This is a genomic window from Nonomuraea sp. NPDC003804 (assembly GCF_040610675.1).
In the GTDB taxonomy this organism is placed as follows: Bacteria; Actinomycetota; Actinomycetes; order Streptosporangiales; family Streptosporangiaceae; genus Nonomuraea.
On sequence record NZ_JBEXMT010000009.1, the window covers coordinates 118,951 to 142,462 of the forward strand.

General features: G+C 69.6%; 17 protein-coding genes and 1 pseudogene. 10 read left to right on the plus strand and 8 right to left on the minus strand.

Going from position 1 to position 23,512, the window contains the following annotated elements:
- Positions 1–118 precede the first annotated feature (118 nt).
- Positions 119–3,625, plus strand: coding sequence for a S8 family serine peptidase (locus ABZX22_RS14665; protein WP_354908583.1), 3,507 nt, complete (start codon positions 119–121; stop codon positions 3,623–3,625).
- Between the two features lie 3 nt (positions 3,626–3,628).
- Here the strand turns inward: ABZX22_RS14665 and ABZX22_RS14670 are convergent, their stop codons facing one another.
- Together ABZX22_RS14670 and ABZX22_RS14675 are read right to left on the minus strand one after the other, a co-directional pair.
- A complete protein-coding gene (locus ABZX22_RS14670) occupies positions 3,629–4,591 on the minus strand; it encodes a helix-turn-helix domain-containing protein (RefSeq protein ID WP_354908585.1) in 963 nt (320 codons plus the stop codon).
- A gap of 564 nt (positions 4,592–5,155) precedes the next feature.
- Positions 5,156–5,767 carry a methyltransferase domain-containing protein gene (locus ABZX22_RS14675; protein WP_354908587.1) on the minus strand — a complete coding sequence of 204 codons (612 nt, stop codon included), beginning with the start codon at positions 5,765–5,767 and terminating at the stop codon, positions 5,156–5,158.
- 545 nt (positions 5,768–6,312) lie between these two features.
- Between ABZX22_RS14675 and ABZX22_RS14680 the strand changes: the two genes are divergently transcribed.
- Positions 6,313–7,050 carry a VOC family protein gene (locus ABZX22_RS14680; protein WP_354908589.1) on the plus strand — a complete coding sequence of 246 codons (738 nt, stop codon included), beginning with the start codon at positions 6,313–6,315 and terminating at the stop codon, positions 7,048–7,050.
- A gap of 552 nt (positions 7,051–7,602) precedes the next feature.
- On the opposite strand, the gene ABZX22_RS14685 is transcribed toward ABZX22_RS14680, so the two are convergent.
- The gene (locus ABZX22_RS14685) at positions 7,603–8,142 is read right to left on the minus strand and encodes a hypothetical protein (RefSeq protein ID WP_354908592.1); all 540 of its coding nucleotides are present in this window, start codon (positions 8,140–8,142) and stop codon (positions 7,603–7,605) included.
- A 371-nt stretch (positions 8,143–8,513) separates the two neighbouring features.
- Positions 8,514–9,524, minus strand: a complete 1,011-nt coding sequence (locus tag ABZX22_RS14690) for a PKD domain-containing protein (protein WP_354908594.1) — start codon at positions 9,522–9,524, stop codon at positions 8,514–8,516.
- Between the two features lie 450 nt (positions 9,525–9,974).
- Here ABZX22_RS14690 and ABZX22_RS14695 point away from each other — a divergent pair, with 450 nt between their 5' ends.
- Together ABZX22_RS14695 and ABZX22_RS14700 are read left to right on the plus strand one after the other, a co-directional pair.
- Complete coding sequence (locus ABZX22_RS14695) at positions 9,975–10,337, plus strand: cyanophycin synthetase (protein ID WP_354908597.1); 363 nt, start codon at positions 9,975–9,977, stop codon at positions 10,335–10,337.
- Positions 10,338–10,740: 403 nt separating this feature from the next.
- A complete protein-coding gene (locus ABZX22_RS14700; RefSeq protein ID WP_354908599.1) occupies positions 10,741–11,238 on the plus strand; it encodes a hypothetical protein in 498 nt (165 codons plus the stop codon).
- Here the strand turns inward: ABZX22_RS14700 and ABZX22_RS14705 are convergent.
- Positions 11,195–11,794 (minus strand): TetR/AcrR family transcriptional regulator, encoded by a 600-nt coding sequence (locus ABZX22_RS14705; RefSeq protein WP_354908601.1) that lies wholly within the window; start codon positions 11,792–11,794, stop codon positions 11,195–11,197. The genes ABZX22_RS14700 and ABZX22_RS14705 overlap by 44 nt on opposite strands.
- 201 nt (positions 11,795–11,995) lie before the next feature.
- Here ABZX22_RS14705 and ABZX22_RS14710 point away from each other — a divergent pair, with 201 nt between their 5' ends.
- From ABZX22_RS14710 to ABZX22_RS14720, 3 genes and pseudogenes are all read left to right on the plus strand, one after another.
- Positions 11,996–13,150, plus strand: coding sequence for a YbfB/YjiJ family MFS transporter (locus ABZX22_RS14710; protein WP_354908604.1), 1,155 nt, complete (start codon positions 11,996–11,998; stop codon positions 13,148–13,150).
- 49 nt (positions 13,151–13,199) lie between these two features.
- Positions 13,200–13,874 (plus strand): alpha/beta fold hydrolase, encoded by a 675-nt coding sequence (locus ABZX22_RS14715; protein WP_354908606.1) that lies wholly within the window; start codon positions 13,200–13,202, stop codon positions 13,872–13,874.
- A 415-nt stretch (positions 13,875–14,289) separates the two neighbouring features.
- Positions 14,290–15,065 (plus strand): annotated as a pseudogene (locus tag ABZX22_RS14720) (Tn3 family transposase).
- 117 nt (positions 15,066–15,182) lie between these two features.
- Here ABZX22_RS14720 and ABZX22_RS14725 read toward each other — a convergent pair.
- Positions 15,183–15,737 (minus strand): DinB family protein, encoded by a 555-nt coding sequence (locus ABZX22_RS14725; RefSeq protein ID WP_354908608.1) that lies wholly within the window; start codon positions 15,735–15,737, stop codon positions 15,183–15,185.
- A 1-nt stretch (position 15,738) separates the two neighbouring features.
- Complete coding sequence (locus tag ABZX22_RS14730) at positions 15,739–16,659, minus strand: site-specific integrase (protein ID WP_354908611.1); 921 nt, start codon at positions 16,657–16,659, stop codon at positions 15,739–15,741.
- 566 nt (positions 16,660–17,225) lie between these two features.
- Between ABZX22_RS14730 and ABZX22_RS14735 the strand changes: the two genes are divergently transcribed.
- Positions 17,226–17,453: a hypothetical protein gene (locus ABZX22_RS14735; RefSeq protein WP_354908613.1), complete on the plus strand. Its 228-nt coding sequence runs from the start codon at positions 17,226–17,228 to the stop codon at positions 17,451–17,453.
- Between the two features lie 304 nt (positions 17,454–17,757).
- On the opposite strand, the gene ABZX22_RS14740 is transcribed toward ABZX22_RS14735, so the two are convergent.
- Complete coding sequence (locus tag ABZX22_RS14740) at positions 17,758–18,846, minus strand: LLM class flavin-dependent oxidoreductase (protein WP_354908615.1); 1,089 nt, start codon at positions 18,844–18,846, stop codon at positions 17,758–17,760.
- A gap of 1,000 nt (positions 18,847–19,846) precedes the next feature.
- Here ABZX22_RS14740 and ileS point away from each other — a divergent pair.
- Complete coding sequence (gene ileS, locus ABZX22_RS14745; protein ID WP_354908616.1) at positions 19,847–22,804, plus strand: isoleucine--tRNA ligase; 2,958 nt, start codon at positions 19,847–19,849, stop codon at positions 22,802–22,804.
- A 178-nt stretch (positions 22,805–22,982) separates the two neighbouring features.
- On the plus strand, positions 22,983–23,273 hold the full coding sequence (locus ABZX22_RS14750; protein ID WP_354908618.1) for a hypothetical protein: 291 nt from the start codon (positions 22,983–22,985) through the stop codon (positions 23,271–23,273).
- Positions 23,274–23,512: the final 239 nt, after the last annotated feature.

Below are 23,512 nucleotides of genomic sequence, written 5' to 3' on the forward strand. Positions count from 1 at the left end.
GGCACCCCTGTCGCATTAACGACATGGCAGACAAACGGCAGGTCTGCGCACTGGCGGGCAGGACCCGCCATCGCCACTCTCGTGATCACTGGTTGTTGATACGAGAGGTTCACCCCCCATGCACTGGTCCGCACATGTGGCGGCGGTGGGAATATCCGCCGCCGCCCTGCTGAGCTCTCCATCGCCGGCGACGGCACAGCCTGCCGCCTCCGGCGTCCACCGCGTCACGTTGATCACCGGTGACGTGGTGACCGTCAGGCAGGCGGAACAGGGCAGGACCGCGGTAGAGGTGAAGCCGGGGCCCGGCCGTGAGCGGATGGGTTTCCACACCACCGAGGAGGACGGCGAGCTGCGGGTTCTCCCGGTCGACATGGTGCCCTACCTGGCGGCCAAGCGGCTGGACCCGAGCCTGTTCTCCGTGACCGACCTGATCGAGCAGGGCTACGACGACGCGACGACGGACAAGCTGCCGCTGCTCTTCGTCTACGACGCCATGGCCACCAGGACCGCGGCTCCGCTGGAGAGCGTCAACGGGCGGGCCGTGTCGGCGGACAAGCGCACGATCGGCCGGCTGTGGAAGTCTCTGGACGGTGAGCGGGCGAGCCTGGCCCAGGGCGTGGCGAAGATCTGGCTCGACGCCAAGGTCAAGGTCTCGCTCGATCACAGCGTGCCGCAGGTGGGCGCGCCCGAAGCGTGGCAGGCCGGGTTCGACGGCAAGGGCGTCAAGGTCGCCGTCCTCGACACCGGAGTCGACGCGGCCCACCAGGATCTCGCGGGCCGGGTGACGCGGACCAAGGTGTTCACCGGCGACCCGGACGTGAACGACGCCCACGGGCACGGCACCCATGTGGCCGCCACCATCGCGGGCGGGGTCGGTAAGAAGGGCGTCGCCCCGGGCGCGGAGCTGATCATCGGAAAGGTGCTCGGAGACGACGGGTCCGGCACTCTTTCCGGCGTCATCGAGGGCATGGAATGGGCCGCCGCCGAGGGAGCGTCGGTGATCAACATGAGCCTCGGCGGTGACGTCACCGACGGCACCGATCCGCTCAGCGTCGCCGTCGACAATCTCACCGAGCGGACCGGCGCGCTCTTCGTGGTCGCGGCCGGCAACGACGGTACGGCCTACTCCGTGGGCAGCCCCGGAGCGGCCACCTCCGCGCTGACCGTCGGAGCCGTGGACGGCAAGGACGCCATCGCGGACTTCTCCAGCAGAGGTCCGCGACTGGACGACGCGCCCAAGCCGGACCTCACGGCGCCTGGCGTGGGCATCGTCGCTGCCAGGGCGACGGGCACGGGGATGGGCCAGCCCGTCGACGAGCAGTACACGGCCGCGTCCGGCACCTCCATGGCGACCCCGCACGTGGCGGGGGCCGCCGCCATCCTCAAGCAGCGCCATCCCGAGTGGAAGGCGGCGCAGATCAAGGACGCCCTGGTGGGCTCGGCCAGGACGGTGGACGGCCAGCAGGTCGACGACGCTGGCGGCGGCAGGCTCGACGTGGCGCGCGCCCTGCGGCAGGGCGTGACGGCCACGGGCGTGGTCAACCTCGGCAGGCACCAGAAGGGTGAGGGTACAGGCACGGCCGAAGGCACGATCACCTACACCAACGGCACGGCGGCGCCGGTGACGCTGGAGCTCTCCAGCACCCTCACGGGCGCCGTGCTCGGCGCGCGGAACGTCACCGTCGCCGCCGGCGGCACCGCCGAGGTCCAGGTCCGGGTGGATCTGGCCAAGCTGCCCTTCGGCAGGTACGGCGGGCACGTCACCGCGACCGCGGGAACCGAGAGCGTGCACACGACGCTGGCGCTCACCTGGAAGGGACCACAGCACACGGTCCGCTTCACCGCCCTGGACGCGGCCGGCAAGCCCACCGGCACCGACACGCTGTCGATGTTCGGAGCGTCGCAGCAGGACGACGTCTTCACCTGGGTGCCCGAGCAGGGTCTGACCGTGGAGGTCTCCGAGGGCACGTACATGACGCAGGCGATCAACCTGGCGAACGGCTGGGGCCGCATGCACCCGCGCGACGGGCTCGTCGTCATTCCGGAGCTCAAGGTCGACCGTGACCTGGAGGTGGTCCTCGACTACCGCAGGACCAGCCCCGTCACCGTCAAGGTGAGCGAGCCGGTGGAACAGGTGGGCATCTTCACCTACTTCACCCACCGTGCCTTCGGCTCGCGCAAGATCTCCCAGGGCGTCATGAACTTCGACGTCGTCGAGGGGCTCAACGTCTCGCCCACCCAGCCGGTCAGCGAGGGCACGTTCGAGTTCGCCTCCCGCTGGCAGCTGGTCGCGCCGAAGATCTCCGCGCGGGTGGCGGGCTCCGCGTACCCGATGGGCTTTCTCGGCGGCTCGCCCGGCGTGGAGGGCCGTCACCTGTGGCGGCTCGCGGAGGGGGCGGGCGCCGCTCGGGGCAAGGTCGCCGTGATGGGCGACCCGTCAGTGGCGTGGGAAGACGCCGCTCAGGCGGCGGTGAAGGCCGGGGCGGTCGCGGCGATCATCGTGATGACTCCCGATGACGCGCTCGGGCGTGGCTGGAACCCGGTCCAGGTCTCACTGCCCATCCCGGTCATGCTGATCGCCAACGATCACGGCCAACGGCTGCTCGAACGGGTCAGGAAGGGTCACGCCCTGCTGGACATCAGCGGGACGATGGCGTCGCCGTACCTCTATGACGTCATGCAGGTCTCCAGCGGGCACGTGCCGGACGAGATCGTGCACGAGGTGAGCAACCGCAACACCGCCCGGGTGGATACGAAATATCAGGACACGGGCGGTTTCGGGTGGGCCAAGGAGCAGCGGTTCGGCTGGCGGCCCTGGCAGGCCTACTCCCTGGGCAACCAGATGGAGACGCAGCGGATCGTGCGGACGCCGTTGCGGCGGGCCGAGTACGTCAGCGCGGACGGCTCCTTGTGGCAGCACATCGTCAACCACCAGTTCACCTGGGACGACATGAACCGGTTGCGCGACGGCCTGACCGAGCCGCCCCGCACCTACCAGCCCGGCCAGCAGGTCAGCGAGAGCTGGCACGCGCCCGTCGTACGGCCCGCCATCCCGGACTGGCTGGCCCCCTCCACCCGCACGGGCGACACCCTGGAGATCCGCGTCCCCGAGTTCGTCGACGCCTCCGGCCACGCCTCCCGCGCAGGGGTCGACAACGACAGCGCCTCGGCCAGGTTCCTGAGAGACGGCAAGCTCGTGGAGGAACGCGACGCCGCGTGGGGCGCCTTCCCCGCCGTGCCGCAGGAGGCCGAGTACCGCCTGGAGCTGTCCACCAAGCGAACCTCCGAGGAATGGACGCGGGCGATCGCGACCGAGACGGCCTGGACGTTCAGGTCGAAGCAGGGCCAGCAGGTGCTGCCGCTGCTGCAGGTCGACTACGACGTACAGCCCGGCCTGCTCGGCTTCGCCGTACGGCACCAGAAGGGCGTGAGCGGGCTGACCGCCAAGGACCTGCGGCTGGAGCTGTCCTACGACGACGGCGTGACCTGGCGCAGGCAGCCCGTTCTCACCCTCGGCCACGGTCGCTACAGCGCGGTCGTCCTTCGCCCGCATCCGTCGCTTCGCGTCACCGCCACCGACTCCGGCGGCAACCAGGTCACGCAGACGGTGATCAGGGCCTACTGACCTTCACAGCCAGTTCTCGCGGGCGGCGTGCCAGGCCAGCTGCATTCTGGTCTGGGCGCCCGCCTGCTCCATCAGGTGGGTGATCCGGCGCTGGACGGTCCGCTGCGACACCTTCAGCTGCGTGGCGATCGACTTGTCGGGCACGCCCGCCACCAGCAACGACAGCAGGTAGAGGTGATCGGAGTCGAGCGGGCTGCCTGGCGTGGTGAGACTGACGGGGGTGGCCCGCTCCCAGAGGCTCTCGAACAGCGCCTTGAGCGCGTCCAGCAGGCTGCTCGGCCTGATCAGCGCCGCGGTGAGCTGGGTCAGCCCGCCGGTGTGCTGGATCAGCGGGAGCACGCCCAGCTCGCCGTCCGCGACGATCATCCGCACCGGCAGGGTGGGCAGGGCGCGCGCCTGCTCACCCAGCTTGATCCCGTCGGCGAGGTTGACCAGCATGCCTGGCTCCTCAAGCAGGGCGCGTTCGTACACGACGCGGTAGCCCACCCCGCGTCGCAGCGCGGCCAGCTCCTCGGTGTTCTCCTGCGAGGTCATCGCCACGTGCCCGGCCCGGCAGAGGCAGACGACCTCGTGACGGGCGTTGTCCTGCAGCAGCCGTAGCTGCTCGCGCAGCGCCGTCCTGCTGGTGATCACCTCGACTAGCTGGGCGGCCTCCCGACGCCGCGCATGGGCCAGGTACTCCCCGGTGAGCTGCTCCACGGCCTGCCTGGCCCGGTCCACCTCCTCCTGCCGTCTGTGCAGCCGGGCCGCGAGCGCCACGTCCGGCGCGACGGCGCAGAACCTGTCGAGCTCTCCAGGTACGGCGCGCGCCAGGCCCTTGGCGAGCAGGGAGCCGAGCACCCGCCGCGCCGCTTCGCTCTCGACGCCGAGCTCTTCCGCCAGCTCGGCGGGCTCGACCCCGGCGGTCCTGACCAGGAGCCGGTAGGCGGTCTCCTCCTCGGCGCTCAGCCCCGCGGCGCTCAGCACGTCGCTCGGCAGACCCGGCGCGCGCCCGCCAGGCCGAGATGAGGCACCGCACACCTGACGCCGCGCGGGTCGAACGCCGTCAGCTCCTCGCGCGAGAACACCCTGCGGATCGGGTTCCGCCGGTTGCCGCATCCTGTCACATCGGGCTCCTCGACTCGCCAGGAGTCGCCGAGTGGCGGCATCGGGATGGACACGATCGGGCGGTCGGCCCCGGCCCGCGCCTCGAGGAGAAGCGGCTGCGCGGGGGACGTGCGAGGCCACCGGCTCGCCGGGGCGCCCAGGCGGGAAGCACGCCAGGACTCCTGTCAGCCCACTTCACCCCGCCACGTCGTGTCATCCGGCCATTGTAGGGAGACCGCTGCCCGTCCATGGGCGCGTACGATGCCCGGCTGGCTGGAGGACAGATCGCCCATCAGCCCGCGCCAAAGCGGTCCGCGCCTTCTGCGGTCATCGCTCTCACCGTGGCGCTGTCGGACGCGGTCACCAGCCCGCCCCGATCCGCCGGCCTTGCAGCCACCGTTGTCACGTCTGCTCCACTGGTCTGCCAGATACCGCTTCTCTTCGCTACGAGCGGCCCTCCCGCTCGGGCGGCGTGGCCACGATCGGGCGTCGGCAGACGTACGTGCGCGCGGGCGGCAGGTTGCGCCAGACGGTTCTGGTCGTCAGCACCTCGTCGAAGGCCGCGCCCAGCCGCCCGCGGAACCGCCTGCCTGGGCCGAAACGGGTGCCGGTCAGATAGGCGATCGTGGTGAAGCTGCCGCCGGGCGCCAGGACGCGCGAGACCGCCTCGAGGATGCGCCCCTGAGCCCGTTCCGGGATGAGCGTCCACGGCAGCGCGCTCACCACGGCGTCCACCTCGCCCTCGCCGATGCGGGAACCCAGATCGGCGGCGTCCATGTGCAGCACCTCCAACCACGGACGGGTCTCCGCCAGATGATCGACCATCGCGGGGTCGGTCTCCACCGCCACGAACCGCGCATGGGCCGGTAGCCGCGATCTGATCAGCCCGCTGATCGCACCGGTCCCTGGACCCAGCTCCAGCACGGTCGGCGCGCCCCGCTTCGGCACCACCTCGACCAGTTGCGCGGCCAGCGTTTCCGAAGTGGGGGCGAACGAGCCGATCATCAAGGGCCTGCTCACAGCCGCCTTCAGGAAGACGCCAAGATCAGATCGCATGCTTCGACGCTAGTGACGCGGCGGTCCGGCCGACTCCTGCCTGGCGGCGATCTCTTGTCTCCGCCCACGAGCCGGGGGCCGGCGGCCGACAGGCCGGACCTGTCCTCCTGCGGGAGGACCCACTCACGCCTACGGTAGGCCGTCCGTCCTAACCCGATGTGCTCGATGGCGAGCTGCGGAGCCGACGTGTGATCGGGCTTGTCCCGGTCGGCGAGGACCACCAAATCTCGGCCTGGGCCGGCGGCTGGTGCTCACCGCGTACGCCACCGCACCCGACGACGAGTGGACCACCAGCCCGCACCGCCCGCGATGCTCTTGTCATCGGAATCAGCTGAACCACCCCGCTGACTTCAGGAACATGAAGTGGACCCTCTTACGCGTCGGCGCCGGCCCCATTCCGGTGAAGCGCATTCGTGCTCGCGTGAGACCTGGCTCCACCCGCTCGGGTCTGAGGCTGGCCACCTCTCCCCCATCCAGGCGACGAGCCCGCCTTGAGCAGCTGAATGCGGACAGGGCCTCATCTACCTGGCCATATGATCGGCGGCATGGCATTGAGACTCGTTCAGGTGAACTTCAAGGCTCGGGACGACTCGGCGCTCGGCCGGTTCTGGGCGGAGGCGCTCGGTTGGGGTGTTTCCAGCGAGGGACCCGGCGTGACCAACCTCGAGCCCGAGGGCTTCGTCTGGCCGGACCCCGCCGGCTTCTACATCGATGTCGTGACCGTCCCGGACCCCGAAACGGTGAAGTACCGCGTGCACATCGAACTCGCCACCACCTCTGCGGCCCATCAGGCCGAGTTGGTCGCGCGCCTCCAGGATCTCGGCGCTACGCCCGCCGATGTGGGTCAGGGCGACGTGCCGTGGACGGTTCTGGCCGACCCGGAGGGCAACGTGTTCTGCGTGCTGGAGCCTCGGGAGATCTACCGGGACACCGGGCCGATCGCCGCGGTGGTGGTCGACTGCGCGGACCCCCGGGCCATGGCCCGGTTCTGGGGCGAGGCGGTGAACTGGACCCTGCACGAGATGACCGACGATCATGCGGTGCTGCGCTCCGCCGAGGGCGTCGGGCCGTATCTGGAGCTTCGCCGCGCCTCCGACGTGACGACCGTGTGGAATCGCGTCCATCTCGACCTGCTGCCGTACCCCGTTGACGACAAGGAGGCGGAGGTGGCCCGGCTGTGGGCTCTGGGCGCGACCAGCGCCGACGTCGGCCAGGGCGATGTGTCGTGGACGGTCCTCGCCGATCCGGAGGGCAACGAGTTCTGCGTCCTCGGCAAGGGCTGACGCAGAGCTTCTGCACCTACAGGTCGTACAACGGCTCCTCAGCTGCGTGGTCGGGCATCTTCCCGTGCAGCGAGGCCATCGCCGTCCGGCCTGCGCTGTCCTGACGGTGACCTGCGAGCGGCGGCCATCTTCGGCAGCGAGGTGGGGCCAAATCTCACTGACGACCATGGAGCGCGCTGAACACGTGGGGCCAGAACCCACCGAAGGTGGGGCCGCTCCTCGCCCGTGAAATCACCCCACCGCTGTCCCGCGTGAGGCAGCGCTGGGCGGAGAAAGAGGCGTTTCCGGATGACCCCGAGCCGCCACAGCTTTCCATCCTGATCAAGGACTCTGCCCAGGGGCTCTCCGGCTACTTTGCCCCTGATCGCACGAACCCGAGGCCGGGTAGGGGCGGCGCATTACTGCGCCGTCCCTACCCGGCGAGCGCCAGCCCTGACTTGTCGCCCGCCGCAGCCGGGCCGGCCGCCGGCCGAACGCCCGGCAGGGCGGGGTGCGCTCCTGACGAGGCAGGGCAAGCTATCGACTCTGGTCTACTCCTGGCTGCGACGTTGATCAGGCGTCACAGACCTGCATGATTCCATGGCCGGCGTCCACGCCCCAGCCGATTCGGCCGGACGGCCATGCAGTGCCGTCGGTGAACCAGATGTGGGACACGGGCGCGTCGCCGGGCACGTGTCCACTGGACGCGAGCCAGGTGAATCCTGAGTACGGGTTTTCGTCGAAGACGAGGTTCACCAGGCGCTCGCCGGTCTGGCTCTCCAGCTGCCACTCCATTCTTGCGGTCGCGTAGTTGCTGGGGACGTAGAAGTAGAAGTTGCAAAAGCGCGAGGTGGTCACCGGGTAGTAGTCCACCCGGAGGCACGGGTGGTCTTCGTTCGTGGCGTTGGTCCAGTTGATCTCGACGTTCTGGTAATCGCGCGCGTTGAAGTACTGCGTTGCGCCGCGGCAGCCGTCGGTGTTCGCCTCCGTCACCGTCACGTGAGGGGCGATGTAGAAGACCTGCGAAGGCTCCGCCGATGCGGGCGCGGTGATGGCGGCCGTTGCCAGGGCCGTGCTGACGACCAGGACCGCGATGCGCTGAAAGGATCTCACGAGAGGAACTCCTGTCGGGGACGAGATGGTGTGCCGTGATGGCGTGAGATCACTTTCGGAAGGCGGATGCCGTGTCCACCACCAGTGGACAGCGGGTGCGGACGACAACCGGACACCCGCCGGGCGTGGACAGCCGTTGACCAGCGCAGAGAAGAGAGCATTGGCGAGTGTCCGAACGTGATGAGCCGGTCGCCGAGCACGGCCATGGACACCGCCTTGGGTCGGGCGACGACCCGGTGGCCGCCTTCATCGCGCACTTACGGGCGCTGCGTCAGCGGCTGAACCCGGCGGACCTCCGCCGCCGTCCGCAGGGGCGCTCGTCGCGGTAAGTCGCTCTTCCCGCGGGGACGCGGTGGCGGGGACCGGCCGCGTCAGCCACACCGGTTTATGTACGGGCGGCTCTCGGAGGCGACGATGCCATCGGTGCCTGCGATCTCCAGACGCCACAGGCCGCTCTGGCCCATCGGCGCGGTCCAGGTCTTGCTGACGGTTTGACGGCCGGGCGAGTTGGAGGTGGTGAAGGTGAGGGTCTGCCAGGGGTCGCGAATCCATTCGTCACCCTCGTCGGGCACCTGACGGGACCACGCGTAGGAGATCTCACCCAGCCCGTTGCTCTCGATGGCACCCGTGAGTGAGTACCTGAAGGGCGCGCCGGTGCGGCAGTTGCCTGACAGCCAGGTCAGCTTGGTGAATTCCGCGCTCACGCAGGTCGTCCGGTAGTACAGCTGGCCGCTCTCCACCTGTGACGGGCTGGTGGTCCGGATGTATGCGGCGCCGCCGTACGGGGCGTCGGGCAGGGTGACCCGCTGGAACGGCGCGCTGACTGTCTTGCTGCCGGGCTCGGTGAACACCACCTCCCGATCGCCGTCCAGGCCGGGAAGCGGCTGGCCGAATCCATCGACCCAGCGGTAGCGGACGGCCTGGGCGACCGGGGAGTCGATCCGCGCGTTGATCGTGTGAACCACGTCGGCGCCGCAGCGGCCGATGTAGTCGTTCGCGGGCTGGATCTGGGCAGTCTGCGGGACGGCGTCCGTGCACGACAGCTGGTAGGTGACGGTCGCCTGCGCCTGGTTGGCGCCCGTCACGGTGATGGTCCGGCTCTGCGAGCCGCTGCTGCCCGCGTAGTGGGACATGACTTCGGTCACCGTCTTCGTGCCCGCCTCGGTGAAGGTGACCGATTGAGGCCTCCGCCCCCATTGCCAGTGCGACCAGCGGTAGGAGATGGTGCCAGGGCCATTGGCGGTGACCTGCACGGTGGCGGTGAACTGCATCGACGGCGCGCAGAGTCCGGTGTAGGAGGGAGGTGCGATCCCCGTCGGCGTCACCGAGACCTCCACTCCGTCGGCGGCCTGGGCTGGGACCGTACCGGCCAGCATCAGCACGATCGCCGCAAAGAGAACGCTCCACAAGCGCATGTCTCGTCCTTTCACATCAGATGACGGGAACGGATGGTGGCGGGGAGCGCTTGGGTTCCACTTGGAACGTTTGGAAGCGGCTGGGAGCGAGACGTCGCGAGGCGACACGAGCGACCTCGGCTCGAAAGCACTCCGCATCTGGACGGCTCGGGACTTACTGCGAGCACCACGTAGACGCCTGGACATGTCCAGCATGCGACCTGATCTCCGAGCCGCTTGGAACGGCGAACGCCGTGCCACCACGATGATCGGCTGGGCGTCTACGGCCCGCGGAGCTCGTGGAGAGCAGGGATTTCTTGGTGCTGTCCTCCTCGGGCGGCCGCGCGGCCAAGCCCGCCCGTTCATCATGCAGGCTCTCCACCTGCTGGCGCGCCGTCGCGTGCTCGCGTGCGGCGTTCTCCCATTCGGTCTGGTCGGGTGATTACGGTGTTCGGCTGCGGCGGCGACCGGGATCCCAGCAAGCGCGCCCCGGTGGGCGAGATCGCCGGCAAACTGTCCGACATCGTCGTCGTCACCAGCGACAACCCGCGCCCCGAGGACCTCGGAGCGATCATCGACCAGATCATGCCTGGCGTGGTGGCCACCGACGCCTCGGCCGTGCGGATCATCGATCGGCGCGAGGCCATCGCCCGGGCCCTGCTGGAGGCCCAGCGCGGCGACATCGTGCTGTTGGCGGGCAAGGGCGCCGAGCCGTACCAGATCATCGGCGAGCGCAAGGTGCCGTTCGACGACATGAGCATCGTCCGCGAGCTGACCGGCGACTCCTCGCCGGCCCGGTAGCCCGCGAGGGCGCCCGCGGACCTGCGCTCCGCGGGCGCCCGCCCCTGCGACGAACACGCGCCGCCACCTCTTCCTGCCGCGTGTCGTCTTCATCGGCTTCCATCGGCGCAGCCGCCCGCCAACTTCCCCCTGGAGTCGTCATGCTCCTCGACCATGCCCGTCCTGGTTATTGGACTGGGCATCAGTGGCGAAGCCGCAGCGACCCTCCTCGTCGACTACTGACTGTTGCGTCAGGCTTATCGTCGGTTCTTTCAGCAACGTGCGGAACAACGGCTATGGCCTACTGCGTCGCCGTACGACCACCTGGCGGCGAACGTGGACGGTGATCGATTCCACCTTCGCCACGGTGGGGCAGTCGAGGAATGGCTGGAGGCCCGCCCCCTGAGCTGGTCGCCCAACACGGGTGCGCAGCTTCGCGACCGCGCTGCCGCAGTGGTGGACGTTCCTGGAGCACCGCGACGAAGCCGAGGGCTGGGACCGGCTGGGCGTTCCGGCGATGGCGGCCTTCGTGCGCTGGCTTCACGACGGCCGGCACCGTGAGACTGTGGCCACCGCGCCCATGGTCGCAGCCGGGGCGGGTGGTGGGCTGTCGGTCAGTACGTGGGAGGCCCGGCTGGCCGCGGTGACCTCGTTCTACCGCTGGCAGGAGGCGGTGCATCAGGTGACCGTCGCGCACCGCCTGCTCAAGGGCGCCTCCCACCGCGCTCCTGCGCGGGGTCTGCTGGCGCACTGGCCAGCAGGCGTCCGGTGGTCGCGGCCAGGCCGGTCCGCGTGCGCCGTACGCGCCGGAGCGACCGGTGACGATGGCGATCAGGCGGGTCCGGATCTGCTCGTGGCGGTGGAGCGGCTTTGCGGCGTCAGGAGTCGTGCGGGGCGGCGGTGGCGGCCGCGAGCAGGGTGAGGGCGGCGTCGCGGGCCTGGTCGGCCGTTCCGGCCGTGCGGTGGTGTGCGGCGACGACGGTGGCGCCCTCGACCAGGATGAGCAACTGGTGGGCGAGAGCGGCGGGGGCGGCGGCTCCGGCGCGGGTGGCGATGTCGGAGAGAAGGTCGAGGTAGCGGTCCAGGTGCCGTGCGGTGATGGCGCGCACGGTTTGGTCGTGGTGTTGGGTGGCCGCGTTCACCACGGCGCAGCCGCGGAAAGTCGGTTCGTCATGCCACTGTTGCAGGGCGTCGAAGATTGCAGCCAACTGGTCGGCGGGGTTGTCTCCGGCCGCCGCGACGGCCGCGGCGAGCCAGTCGGACACCCGCTGGCTGCGTGTCTCCAGCATGGTCGCGACGAGGCCGTCCTTGGTGCCGAAGTGCCGGTAGAGCGTTTCCTTGGACACCCCGATCCGCGCGCACAGCTCGGCGACGCCGATGCCGTCGAGTCCGCGTTGGTACAGCAGCGCGGTGGCCGCCTGGAGGATGGCGGCGCGGGTGCGCACCGGGTCGATCGTCGTTCCCTTGGTCACTGGCACACACAGATGGTACCGCTCGGTTCGATTACTGCTAGGCTCCGCAGATCGAACCGAGCGGTTCGATCTCTTGGGTGGTGTCAACATGATCATTGTTCGTCGGTGCGATCGTCGCAGTGGGGCCGCCCCGCGCAGGGCCCCCGATCGCCGGGTCCTGGCGGCCGGGTCGGTGTGGGGACGGTGAGGCCGCCGGTGTGGCAGGCGGTGCGGCTGGCCGCGGGTACCGCCTCGGCTCTGGGCCTGGCCCGCTTCGCCTATGGTCTGCTCCTGCCGGCCATGCGCGATGATCTTCGCTGGAGTCTGACCCAGGCCGGCGTGATGAGCGCCGCCAACGGGCTCGGCTACCTGTTCGGCGCGCTGGTGACCGCCGTCCTGGTCCGGCGGATGGGCAGCGCGGCCGCTTTCCGCTGGAGCATGGTGCTGACCGCGGTGGCGCTGGCGGTCACCGCGGTCAGCGGCCACTATCCGGCGCTGCTGGCCGCCAGGGCCGCGGCGGGCGTGACTGGGGCGGTGGTGTTCATCACCGGCGGTGTGATCGCATCGCGGATCGCCATGCGCGCCTCCTCCGGTGCCCCCATCGTCGTCTACTTTGCCGGCACGGGGCTGGGCATCATCCTCAGCGGCGCGACCATTCCGGCATTGGGCACCCACTGGCGCATCGCCTGGGTCGGCATGGGGCTGGCCGCCGGCCTGGCGACCCTGGTGAGCTGGACGGCCGCGAGCCTCGGGGGGGAGGAGAGGGCCGTCACCGCCGGACGAGCGCGACTGCGCCCTCTGCGGCGCATGCTCCTGGCCTACCTGCTGTTCGCAACCGGATACATCACCTACATCACTTTCCTGTCCGCCTACCTCGCCGAGCGCCACGCCCCCCTCGCGCAGGTGACGCTCATCTGGACGGCCCTGGGGGCGGCGGTCGTGGCCGCACCGGCGCTGTGGAGTCGTCCCATCACCCACTGGCGCGGCGGCAGCGCGCTCGCTGCGCTGTTGGTCCTGCTCGCCGGTGGAGCGGCACTCGCCCTGGCATCTCCGGCCCCGGCCCTCGTTCTCGCGTCCGCGATCGTCTATGGCGCGACGTTCATGAGTGTGCCTGCCGCCGTCACCGCGCTGGTCAAGGCCGGAACCCCACCCGCCGACTGGACGGCCACGCTGGCAGCCTTCACCACCGTGTTCGCGGTGGGCCAGACCGCCGGTCCGTGGATCGCCGGCATCCTGACCGATCACACCTCGACCGACGCCACGCTGGCCTGGACCGCGATTCTGTGCGCCGCCGCAGCGGCGATCGCCGCGACCGTAGGCCACCATCGGTCGCCCGCGCCGCCCGCCACGGCCACCACCGCAACGCACCAGACCGGCACCTAAGATCACCCGCACGCCGGCCTTCGCCGGCCACCAGACAAGGAGAACGTCAGTGACCACCTTCGTGCTGATTCCCGGCATGTGCCACGGCGGCTGGTGCTTCCACGAGCTCACCGAACAGTTGCGCTCCCACGGGCACCGCGCATACCCCCTGACCTTGACCGGGCTGTCCGAGCGCAGCCATCTCCTGCACGGAAGCGTGAACCTGGACACCCACATCCAGGACGTGACCGGTGTGCTGGTGGCCGAGCAACTCCAGGACGCGGTTCTGATCGGCCACAGCTACGGCGGAATGGTGATCACCGGAGTCGCCGACCGCCTGCCCGAGCGCGTCAGATCACTGGTCTACCTGGACGCCGTCGTACCAGGCGACGGCGAATCCATGTGGAACCTGGTCTCCGACAACGAACGGCAGTGGTACCTGGAGGTCACCGAGGCCGGCAACGCGGTCCGTCCGATGCCGTTCTTCGACCCGCGAGCCACACCTCACCCCCTTGCCTCCCTGCTCCAGCCACTGCGCGTCACCAGCAGCCCCACCCACAGCCGCCGCGACGTCTACGTGTATGCGGCAGGATGGCCGACCCCATCACCGTTCACCACCACCTACCAGCGGCTACGCCAGGACCCCGCATGGACCACCCACGCGCTCGACAGCGGGCACAACCTCATGCGCGACGCCCCGCAGGACCTGCTGAAGATCCTGCTGGAAGCCGGCGAAACCAGCTGACCCACCGGTCTCGGCTACCCGACCGGACTACAGGCCAGTCCTCTACATCATCCTCATCAACCCCGAGCGGGGCACCCGCCACCATTTGACGACGTCTCGTACCTCGGCCGAGAGGGACTTCCTCACCCGCACCCTCACCGCCGCCCGCTACACCGCCCGCCCGGACGAGCGCGAAGCTTCGCGATGCGGTCGGCGGCGGCGTCGTCGGTTACGGGCGCCCTTGCTCATCGGGTCTCCCCCGTCGTAGTGGTCGAAGTCGAACTCCCACCGCACCCGGCCGTCCCAGCCGCTCGACAAACTCACCGTGGAGGACAGCAACCCGGCTGCATCGGAGTCCGGCCCACCGCCATCGCCCGTGTACGCGCGACCGAACCCGAAGTACTTCGGCCGCCGTGGCGGCGCCACCTGGCTGAACATGCTCAACGACCAGGCCGCTGGGCTGGGCGGGAAGGTGGTGGCCGGCACCCCGGGCGACTCACTGTACGTAATGGACGTGCTCTACGACCGCGACGGCGGGCGCCGTCCGCAGACGATCGTCACGGACACCGGCACTTACAGCGACATCGTGTTCGGGCTGCTGACCCTGGCTGGCTACAGCTACGCGCCTCAGCTGGCCGACCTGCCGGATCAGAAGATGTGGCGCATCCACAAGACGGCCGACTACGGGCCGTTCAACGACGTCCCCGCGGCCGGATCAACCTCACGAAGATCGAGCGGCACTGGGAGGACATCCTGCGGATCATCGGTTCCATCCACACCGGCGCCGTCCGCGCGCACGACGTGATCCGCATGCTGAGCCGCGACGGCAGCCCCACCCAGCTCGGCGACGCGATCGCCCACTACGAGCGGATCTCCAAGTTCCTGCACATCCTGCGCCTGGCCGACGAGCCCGACCACCGGCGGCAGATCAAGACCCAGGCCAACCTTCAGGAGGGCCGTCACGACCTGGCCCGGAAGATCTTCCACGGCCGCCGCGGGCAGCTCTACCAGTGCTACCAGGATGGCATGGAAGACCAGATCGGCGCCCTCGGGCTCGTGCTCAACGCGATGGTGCTGTTCTCAACCCGCTACATGGACGCCGCGCTTACGAAGCTGCGCGCGGACGTCGCTCGGCTCTCGCCGTTCGTGCGCCACCACGTCAACGTGCTGGCCGCTACTCCTTCCGGCTGCCCGATCTGCCCGGCGGTTTGAGGCCCCTGTGTGACCCAGACGCGGCCGATGAGTAGACCGGGAGGAAGGAGATAGCCGCCGACCCCGGCCGTGGTCCGGCGGCACACGGCCGCCGGACAAGGTCGCCCACCGCCGAAATCAGACGCCTTCGCGCAGGTACAGGTCGCGCAGCAGGCCGATTTCGCCGCCGTGATGTGTGACCTCTTTCAGAGCGTGCAGCGCGAGCTTCAGATAGGTCTCATCGGCCCAACCGCCGGGGCCCATGCCGATCGGCGCCAACAGGCGCTTGTCACCGAGGGCTGCGATCCGGGAGATGAAGTGCTCCCAGTCCTCGGCGAGCGCCTGGATGCCCTCTTTGGCGGTGCCCGGCCACTCGTGGCGGTCGCCGTAGTCGGGAACGTCGTCGAAGAGGTAGATCACGTAGCCGCGCAGGCAGAGGTTGCCGATGTGCCAGATGCGCCAGGCGATCGTCGTGACGGGGTCCGGTTCCTCCGGACCCGATTCCGGAAATAGCGTGGCGACGCGGAAGACGCCGTCGTCGCCGGGGCGGATGCTGATGCAGTCGCTGACCGGCTCCCAGTGATACTCGGCGTCGGTCAGGCCCTCCAAGCGCCCGAACAGCCGGGATCGCACGCCTTCAAAGGTCGCGAGAACGTCGCGGGTGACGGGGTCGGTCACGATCATGTCAGCCATGTCAACTCCAGGGCTCGGTGGTTTCGGGTCGGTCGGGATGATCAGGATCGACGGGTCGGCCGGCTCGGTTACGTGCCGCCGCCTCGGCGTGTGTCGCCGGGTGCGAGCAGGCTGGTGAGTTCGGCGATGGGCCTGTGCCCGCCCCGTGCAGCGCGGTGTGCTCGTCCAGCAGGGCGCGGGCCTGGCCGTACGACGGCCGGGCCAGCCCGGAATCCGGGCACACGTCTCGCGACGAGACGACCTTGCCCGGCCGGGGGCGGCGGTGAGTGACGAACACCGGGCCGCGGCTGCGGTTCTTCAGCAGCCGCGGCAGCAGCAGCCGGGCGGTGCCGGCGTCCCAGTACACCGGCTCCAGCACGAAATCCTCGCGGGCCTGGCAGCGGCGGCGGGCCTTGGACTGCGCGCCTTTGGCCTTCACCAGCGCGCGGAGGCCAGCGAAGTCCAGGTCCTCGATGTTCAGCGGCAGGATCTCCTCCGCCCGCGCCACGGTCTCGTACAGCATCCGGTAGAGGTACTTCTCCCGCAGGTGCACCTCGCGGCGGGCGATCAGTCGGTCGATCGCCATCTTCGAGCGCGCCGGCGTCTCGGAGTCCGGCGGGGTCAAGCGCTTGGCCCAGGCCGGCACCTCCGGACCGTCCAAGCCGCGCTCGGCGCACCAGGCGAGCCAGGACAGCACCGCCGCCCGGCGGGCGTTCCAGGTGTTCACCGCCGTCGAGCCCCACAGCGCTTCGAGGGCCTCGCCGATCTCGTCGTCCGCGACCTGCCCGAGCGGCCGGCCCTCGCCGACCCGTTCGGCGGTCTTGCCGACCCCGATCGCGTAGTGCCGCACCGTGTTCGGGTTGCCGAGCGCGTCGAGGAAGGCGTCTGCGGCGCCGCGGACGGTGAGCGCCTTCCCGGCGGGCAGCTGCGCCACGGCGGCCACCGCTTCCCCCTCGCCACAGATAACAGGGGCCGCTTCGCGTAGCGGCCCGGAACCGTCGCCGCAGGTCGCGATCAACGATGCCCCAGATAATAGGGCGTTATCTGCGGCACGACTTCAGGATCCCCCGACGCCGCCGGCGTCACCGACCGCCCACCAGGGCTGGTCAAGGCTCAGCTCCGGTTGTCGTTCCGATGTTCCTCAACCCCCGTCCAGGTGGTCGAGTTCGTGGGCGACCAGCCGGGCCAGACGAGCTTGCCCTCCTTGGCCGCCATCGCGAGCGCAGCCCGGAGCCGACAGGCTCGATCAGCCGATCGGTGGTGCGAGGTACTCCAGCGCATAACCGTCGCCGGAGGCGGTAACGCGGGCGATACCGGGTGAGTCGAGGTGGGCGCCGGCTACGAAGTGGTGTGGTCGGGTCAGTTGTTCGAGGAGGGCCGCTCGCGCGGCGCGGGCCTGGGACTGGTTGCCGTCTAGCTCCCAGGACACGTTCGGCTGATCGAATTGGAGTCGTCGGTCAGCCGGGCGATACCGAGGATGCCGGCGCCGCCTCGGGCCTGCTCAATGTCATGCAGCAGATCGGCGGTGCGCTGGGGCTGGCCATCCTCGTCACGGTGTTCGGCGCCGCCACGCGCGCTTCACGCGGACCGGCCCACCACGTCCTCACCGAGGGAGTCACCACGGCCTTCACCGTCGCAGCTGCGTTCACCGCCAGCGCAATCCTCCTGGCCCTGACCATGAAGAACAGGCAGGCCCACACAGCCGAATCCGTGGCCGCGGAGAAGCTCACCCGATGACGTAGGGACCAACCTCAATCTGTGTCCCGACGCTCCGGACCGGCCAGGTAGCTGATCTACAGGTCTCCGGGGCTCGTTCGTCCATAAAGCCCTTGCCGGTCAGGAGGTGTGGTTCAGCGGCACAGGGCCGCGTCGACGGCTTTCTCCAGGTGCTCAATGGCTTGTCCGGTTTTCGGTTCGAGGGTCATCGTGACGCTGGCGGCGCGGCTTCGCGTACAGAGCCATGTACGAATAGACGAGCAGAGCTGATCAGCGAGACCCCGCTGCCGTTCTGCCTCATTCAGCGGAACGGATTCGGGTCCGCTCAGGTGAGGAGTTTCGCTAGCTGGGCCATCTCAGTGGGTGGGTCGATCACCGGCTGGATGAGCAGTTCGTCGATGCCGGCTTGTTGCAGGGTGGCGATGCGGGCGCGGAGGTCGTCGCGGGTGCCGACCAAGGCCAGGGTGTTCATCAGCGAGGGCAGGATCAGGTCGCGGTCCTGCGGTGCGATGCGTCCGAGGTAGTTGGGGTAGAGCTTGGTGTGCCGGTCGGGTGCGGTGGCGCTGGTGCCGCGCCGGTCCAGCAGCCGCCGCACCGTCTCGCGTTCGGCGGGGCCGAGCTGCTCGGCGAAGGCGGGTGTGTCGGCGGCGGTGTCGGCGGCGGTGTCGGCGGCGAAGGCCAGCAGCGACAGGACGAGGTGGCCGGTCGCGTCCCGGGCCGCGTCGCCGTGGGGGTCCTCGTCCTCGTCGAGTATGTGCAGCGCGGTGACCACATAGGAGTCCGCCCGAGGGTCCGTGCGGGAATCGGGGTCGCGGGGTGTCCCGCGGGCGGCGCTACGGCGGGCGTCGTGCAGCGCGTGCCAGGCGGTGGGGTCCAGCAGGCCGAAAGAGATCAGGCCGGTGCCGCGGCGGCCGGCGACGGCGGCGGCCTTCGGCCCCAGCGCGGCCACGACGAACTCGATCGGGTCGGCCGTGTTCACCTGCCCTCCGGCGTGCAGGAAACGGACGTCGCGAACCCGGTCACCTTCGCGGTACTCGATGGTGCGTCCGGCGCACAGGCCCTGCAGTGCGGCGGTGAAGGTCTCCACCGTGGCCGCCGTGGTCGGCCGCATGCCCAGCGTGCGCCGGGCTGTGTTTCCAGTCCCGACCCCGCAGATGATCCGGCCCGGTGCCAGCGCGTTGAGGCTGGTGAGTCCACCCGCGGCGGCCGGCGCCGAGCGCAGCGCCGGTGAGGTCACGCCGATGCCGAGCCTGATGCGGCTGGTGGCCTTCGCACACAGACTCAAGGCGACGAAGGCGTCGCCGTGGACCATCGGGGTGTCGTTGACCCAGAAACTGTGCAGGCCCAACTCCTCGGCCCGTACGGCGAGGTCCTCCACGCCTGGCTGTGCGGTGACCACGACGCCTGCACGCATCGAAACCTCCAAGGGACGAGGATCCCAACGTGCTCAGCTTGACAGCTCACCGGCTCTGCACGGTTACCCGTACCCAGCTCTGCACTTCCGGATTCGCCGACAGCTGACGCACTGTCGGGGCGATCGCCACGGGCGCGCCGGGACCTGGCCTCACCCCGGCCGCGGCCTGCCCGCCGGTCCGGAGCCGGAGACGGCACATGGATGAGCAGGCGCTCGGCAGCGGCCACGAGCCCGCCGCCAGCCGCCGGTCCGTAGCTGCCGACGCAGCGCTGGCCGAGGTGTACGCGTAGATCCCGGCTGTAGCATGCTGTGGCCTGTGCGGGCCTATCGACTGCACCGACGACATCGGTATGAGAGCACGGGGGCCGGCGTGCCCGTTCGGCTGTGAGGTCATCGAAGCGCGCCCGCTCCCCCGCGCCGAGGCCTTCGCCTTGGTCGACGCGGCAGCCGCTGCCGGCACGCCCCGCCAGCCGATGAGCGTCGCGCAAGCCGACGCCGAGCTCCATAAACCGTATGCTCAGCAGATCTTCGCTCTCGAGCAACGTGATCAACGGATCCGCCGAGGTCGAGCCCGTCAAGCGCAGCCATCGGCAGACCAACACTGACGGGTGCCGTCGAGCGGAGGCGGAACAGGTGTGGCAGGAAACGGTGGCCGCCACCGAGCAGCTCCGGCGAGGTGTCGTTGACAGCTTGAGTGTCCGTTTTCAGGAGCGAGTGGTACGGCAAGACCGCAGGTGCATGGGAGTCCGCCTGTGCGACCACGCGTGGGCGATAACGGCTGGCGGAAGATCGGGGTTGTCCCGCTATGCTTCCGGGCACAGGCGTTGATCCGGCCATCACCGGGAAGCCTCCGGAAGAACGGCCCGCGAGGGCTCAGTAGAACCGGACGGGGCCGGCCCGTCACAGCCGAAGAACGAGTGGGCGTCTCGACGCCAAGCGGGGTGGTACCGCGGAGGAGTCTCCGTCCTCGCATCCGACCGATGGATGTGAGGAGTGCGCAGTGTCCGAACCAGTGTTCCCCGAGGTCGAGCAGCGCATTCTCGACTTCTGGGCGCAGGACCGTACGTTCGAGGCGTCCGTCGGCGGGGACGAGGAGTTCGTCTTCTACGACGGCCCGCCGTTCGCCAACGGCCTGCCCCACTACGGCCACCTGCTGACCGGGTACATCAAGGACGCCGTCCCCCGCTACCAGGCGATGCGCGGCAACCGGGTCGAGCGGCGGTTCGGGTGGGACTGCCACGGGCTGCCCGCCGAGGTCGCCGCCGAGAAGCAGCTCGGCGTCACCGGCAAGGCCGACATCCTGCAGTTGGGCATCGGCGCGTTCAACGCGGCGACCAGGGAATCGGTCCTGCGCTACACCCGCGAGTGGGAGCGGTACGTCACCCGGCAGGCCCGCTGGGTGGACTTCGCCGGCGGCTACAAGACGCTCGACGTCGACTACATGGAGAGCGTCCTGTGGGCGTTCAAGACGCTGCACGACAAGGGCCTGGTCTACGAGGGTCACCGGGTGCTGGCTTACTGCTGGCGGTGCGAGACGCCGCTGTCGGCCACCGAGACCAAGATGGACGACACCTACCGCGACCGCCGGGATCCGGCGCTGACGGTGGCTTTCCCGCTGGAGACCGGCGAGAAGGCGCTGGTCTGGACGACGACGCCGTGGACCCTGCCGGGCAACCAGGCGCTGGCCGTCGGCCCCGACCTGGACTACGCGGTGGCGGAGCTGGACGGCGAGCGGTACGTGGTCGGTCGTGACGCCGTACCGGATGGCGCGACGGTCGTCGAGGTGTTCAAGGGCCGGGAGCTCGTCGGCAGGAGGTACGTCCCGCCGTTCGACTTCGTCGATGGCGATTTCCGGATCCTGGCGGCCGGCTTCGTCGACGCCGGGGAGGGCACCGGCATCGTGCACCTGGCGCCCACGTTCGGCGAGGACGACCACGAGGTGTGCGCCGCGGCGGGCATCGCGCCGGTCATGACGGTGGACGAGCGCACCCGTTTCACCGCGCTCGTGCCCCCGTTCGAGGGGCTGCAGGTGTTCGAGGCCAACGGGCCGATCATCGACGATCTGCGGGCTCGCGGGCTCGTGCACCGGCACGAGAGCTACGTTCACTCCTATCCGCATTGCTGGCGGTGCGACACGCCGCTGGTCTACAAGGCGGTGTCGAGCTGGTTCGTGGCGGTCACCAAGGTGCGCGACCGGATGGTCGAGCTCAACAAGGAGATCACCTGGGTGCCCGGCCACATCGGCGAGGGCCAGTTCGGCAAGTGGCTGGAGGGGGCGCGCGACTGGTCGATCAGCCGCAGCAGGTTCTGGGGCGCGCCGATCCCGGTGTGGAAGTCCGACGACCCGGCCTACCCGCGGCTGGACGTGTACGGCTCGGTCGAGGAGTTGGAACGGGATTTCGGCACCCAGGTGACGGATCTGCACCGGCCGTACATCGATGAGCTGACCCGGCCGAACCCGGACGATCCGACCGGCCGTTCCACCATGCGCCGGGTGCCTGAGGTGTTCGACTGCTGGTTCGAGTCGGGCTCCATGCCCTACGCGCAGGTGCACTACCCGTTCGAGAACCGGGAGTGGTTCGAGTCGCACTACCCCGGTGACTTCATCGTGGAGTACACCGCGCAGACGCGCGGCTGGTTCTACACGCTGCACGTGCTGGCCACGGCGCTGTTCGACCGGCCCGCCTTCCGCACCGCGCTCGTGCACGGCACCCTGCTGGGCGACGACGGCAGGAAGATGTCCAAGAGCCTGTCGAACTACCCGGACGTCTACGAGATGTTCGACCGGTACGGGTCCGACGCGATGCGCTGGATGCTGTTGTCGTCGCCGGTGATGCGCGGCGGCGACATGGCGGTGTCGGAGCAGGCCGTTCGCGACGCCGTCCGGCAGGTGCTGATGCCGCTGTGGAGCGTGTGGTCGTTCTACTCCCTGTACGCGGGCGCTCGGGAGAGGGAGTCCGCCCATCCGCTCGACCGCTACGCCCTGGCCAAAACCGATCGGCTCGTCGCCGACGTGACCGCCCGGATGGACGCCTTCGACCTGTCGGGGGCGTGCGGCTCGGTGCGGACCTTCCTCGACGTGCTCACCAACTGGTACGTGCGCCGTTCGCGGACCAGGTTCTGGGCCGGTGACCCGCAGGCGCTCGGCACCCTCCACACTGTGCTGGAGGTGCTGACCCGGGTCATGGCGCCGCTGGCACCGCTGGTGACGGAGGAGATCTGGAAGGGCCTGACCGGCGGCCGCAGCGTGCACCTGACGCCGTTCCCCCGCCCTCAGGGGGGAGACGACGACCTGGTCACCGCGATGGACGAGGTGCGCGAGGTGTGCTCCGCGGCCCTGGCGCTACGCAAGGCGGCGGGGCTGCGGGTGCGCCTGCCGCTGCCCCGGCTGACGGTGGCGACACCCGCGTTCGCCCGGCTGGCGCCGTTCGTGGCGCTGGTCGAGCAGGAGGTCAACGTCAAGGAGGTCGTGCTCACCGGCGATCTCGCTGAGGTGAGCGAGCAGGTGCTCACCGTCATCCCGAGGGTCCTCGGCCCACGGCTGGGGCCTGACGTGCAACGCGTGATCAAGGCGGTGCGCGCAGGCGACTGGGCGGCGGACGGCGGGGTGGTGACGGCGGGTGGCGTCGAACTCCTGCCCGGGGAGTACGAGCTCCGTACCGTCGCCGCCGACGCGGACCACTCGGCCGCCATCCCGGACGGCGTGCTGGTCCTGGACGTGGCCGTGACCCCCGAACTGCTCCTGGAGGGTGTGGCGCGTGACCTCATCCGCGCCGTCCAGCAGGCCAGGCGCGAGGCGGGGTTCGAGGTGGCCGACCGGGTCCGCGTGCGGATCGAGGGCGGCGAGGAGGTGGCGGCGGCGGTGGCCGCGCACCGCGATCTCATCGCCGCGGAGACGCTCGCCGACGCGGTCCGCCACGTTCCAGGCGAGAGCGTGGTCGCGAGAGTCGAACGATGATCCCCTTGGGGGGCATCAGGTAGGCGCGAGAATGAGGTGATGATCGGCGACGACGTTCCCGGGGTTGATGCTGGTGGAGTCGCGTAATCAACTGTCGCGTATTCGTCCAGCCGTCGAGTGCTGATGTGGCCGACAGTAGTCGCAGCGGAAGCTCTGCCGTCTGGGGCATGCTGGAGTCATGACTGGTGATCAGGTAGCCGCCGCAGTCCGTGCATTGATCAATCGGTACGACCCCGAGGGTCTGTTGGGCATGGGGGCTCCGGAGGACGAATATGACCCCGAGGTGGGTGATCTCGCCACTCTCGTCTGCGGTGGAGAAGAGATCACTGCTGATGCTGTCGGCTCCGTCTGGAACCGATGGTTCAACGATGTCTCCGATTGGTGCACCCGGCAGCCTGAGCAGGTTCGTGAGGTCGCGGCCGCGCTGGAGAAACTTCGTGGCCAACGGCAGCGCTCGGATCTTCCCTGAGCAGGCGCTTTACTGGCTCGCCTGTTCAACTCTCGCGAGTCGTCATTCCCGTAGGGGTTGATGGTGACGTTCCGTGATCTCCTGCGGCGTAGCGGCTCCATGCTCCACCGCCTTCCCGAAGGAGCCGGGCGGTGGTCTTGTCGTGGTAGCCGAGGGCGTCGGCGACGACAGGGGCAGGCATCTCCAGGAGTTGCTGCCGGACGGCGGCGCCGCAGCCGGCGGCCGCTGGGATGCCGATC

Coding starts and splice junctions, on each gene's coding strand:
- ABZX22_RS14725 (WP_354908608.1), bottom strand. CDS start 15,737: ATGGCTGACATGATCGTGACCGACCCCGTCACCCGCGACGTTCTCGCG.
- ABZX22_RS14750 (WP_354908618.1), top strand. CDS start 22,983: ATGACTGGTGATCAGGTAGCCGCCGCAGTCCGTGCATTGATCAATCGG.
- ABZX22_RS14740 (WP_354908615.1), bottom strand. CDS start 18,846: ATGCGTGCAGGCGTCGTGGTCACCGCACAGCCAGGCGTGGAGGACCTC.
- ABZX22_RS14675 (WP_354908587.1), bottom strand. CDS start 5,767: ATGCGATCTGATCTTGGCGTCTTCCTGAAGGCGGCTGTGAGCAGGCCC.
- ABZX22_RS14665 (WP_354908583.1), top strand. CDS start 119: ATGCACTGGTCCGCACATGTGGCGGCGGTGGGAATATCCGCCGCCGCC.
- ABZX22_RS14735 (WP_354908613.1), top strand. CDS start 17,226: ATGCAGCAGATCGGCGGTGCGCTGGGGCTGGCCATCCTCGTCACGGTG.
- ABZX22_RS14680 (WP_354908589.1), top strand. CDS start 6,313: ATGGCATTGAGACTCGTTCAGGTGAACTTCAAGGCTCGGGACGACTCG.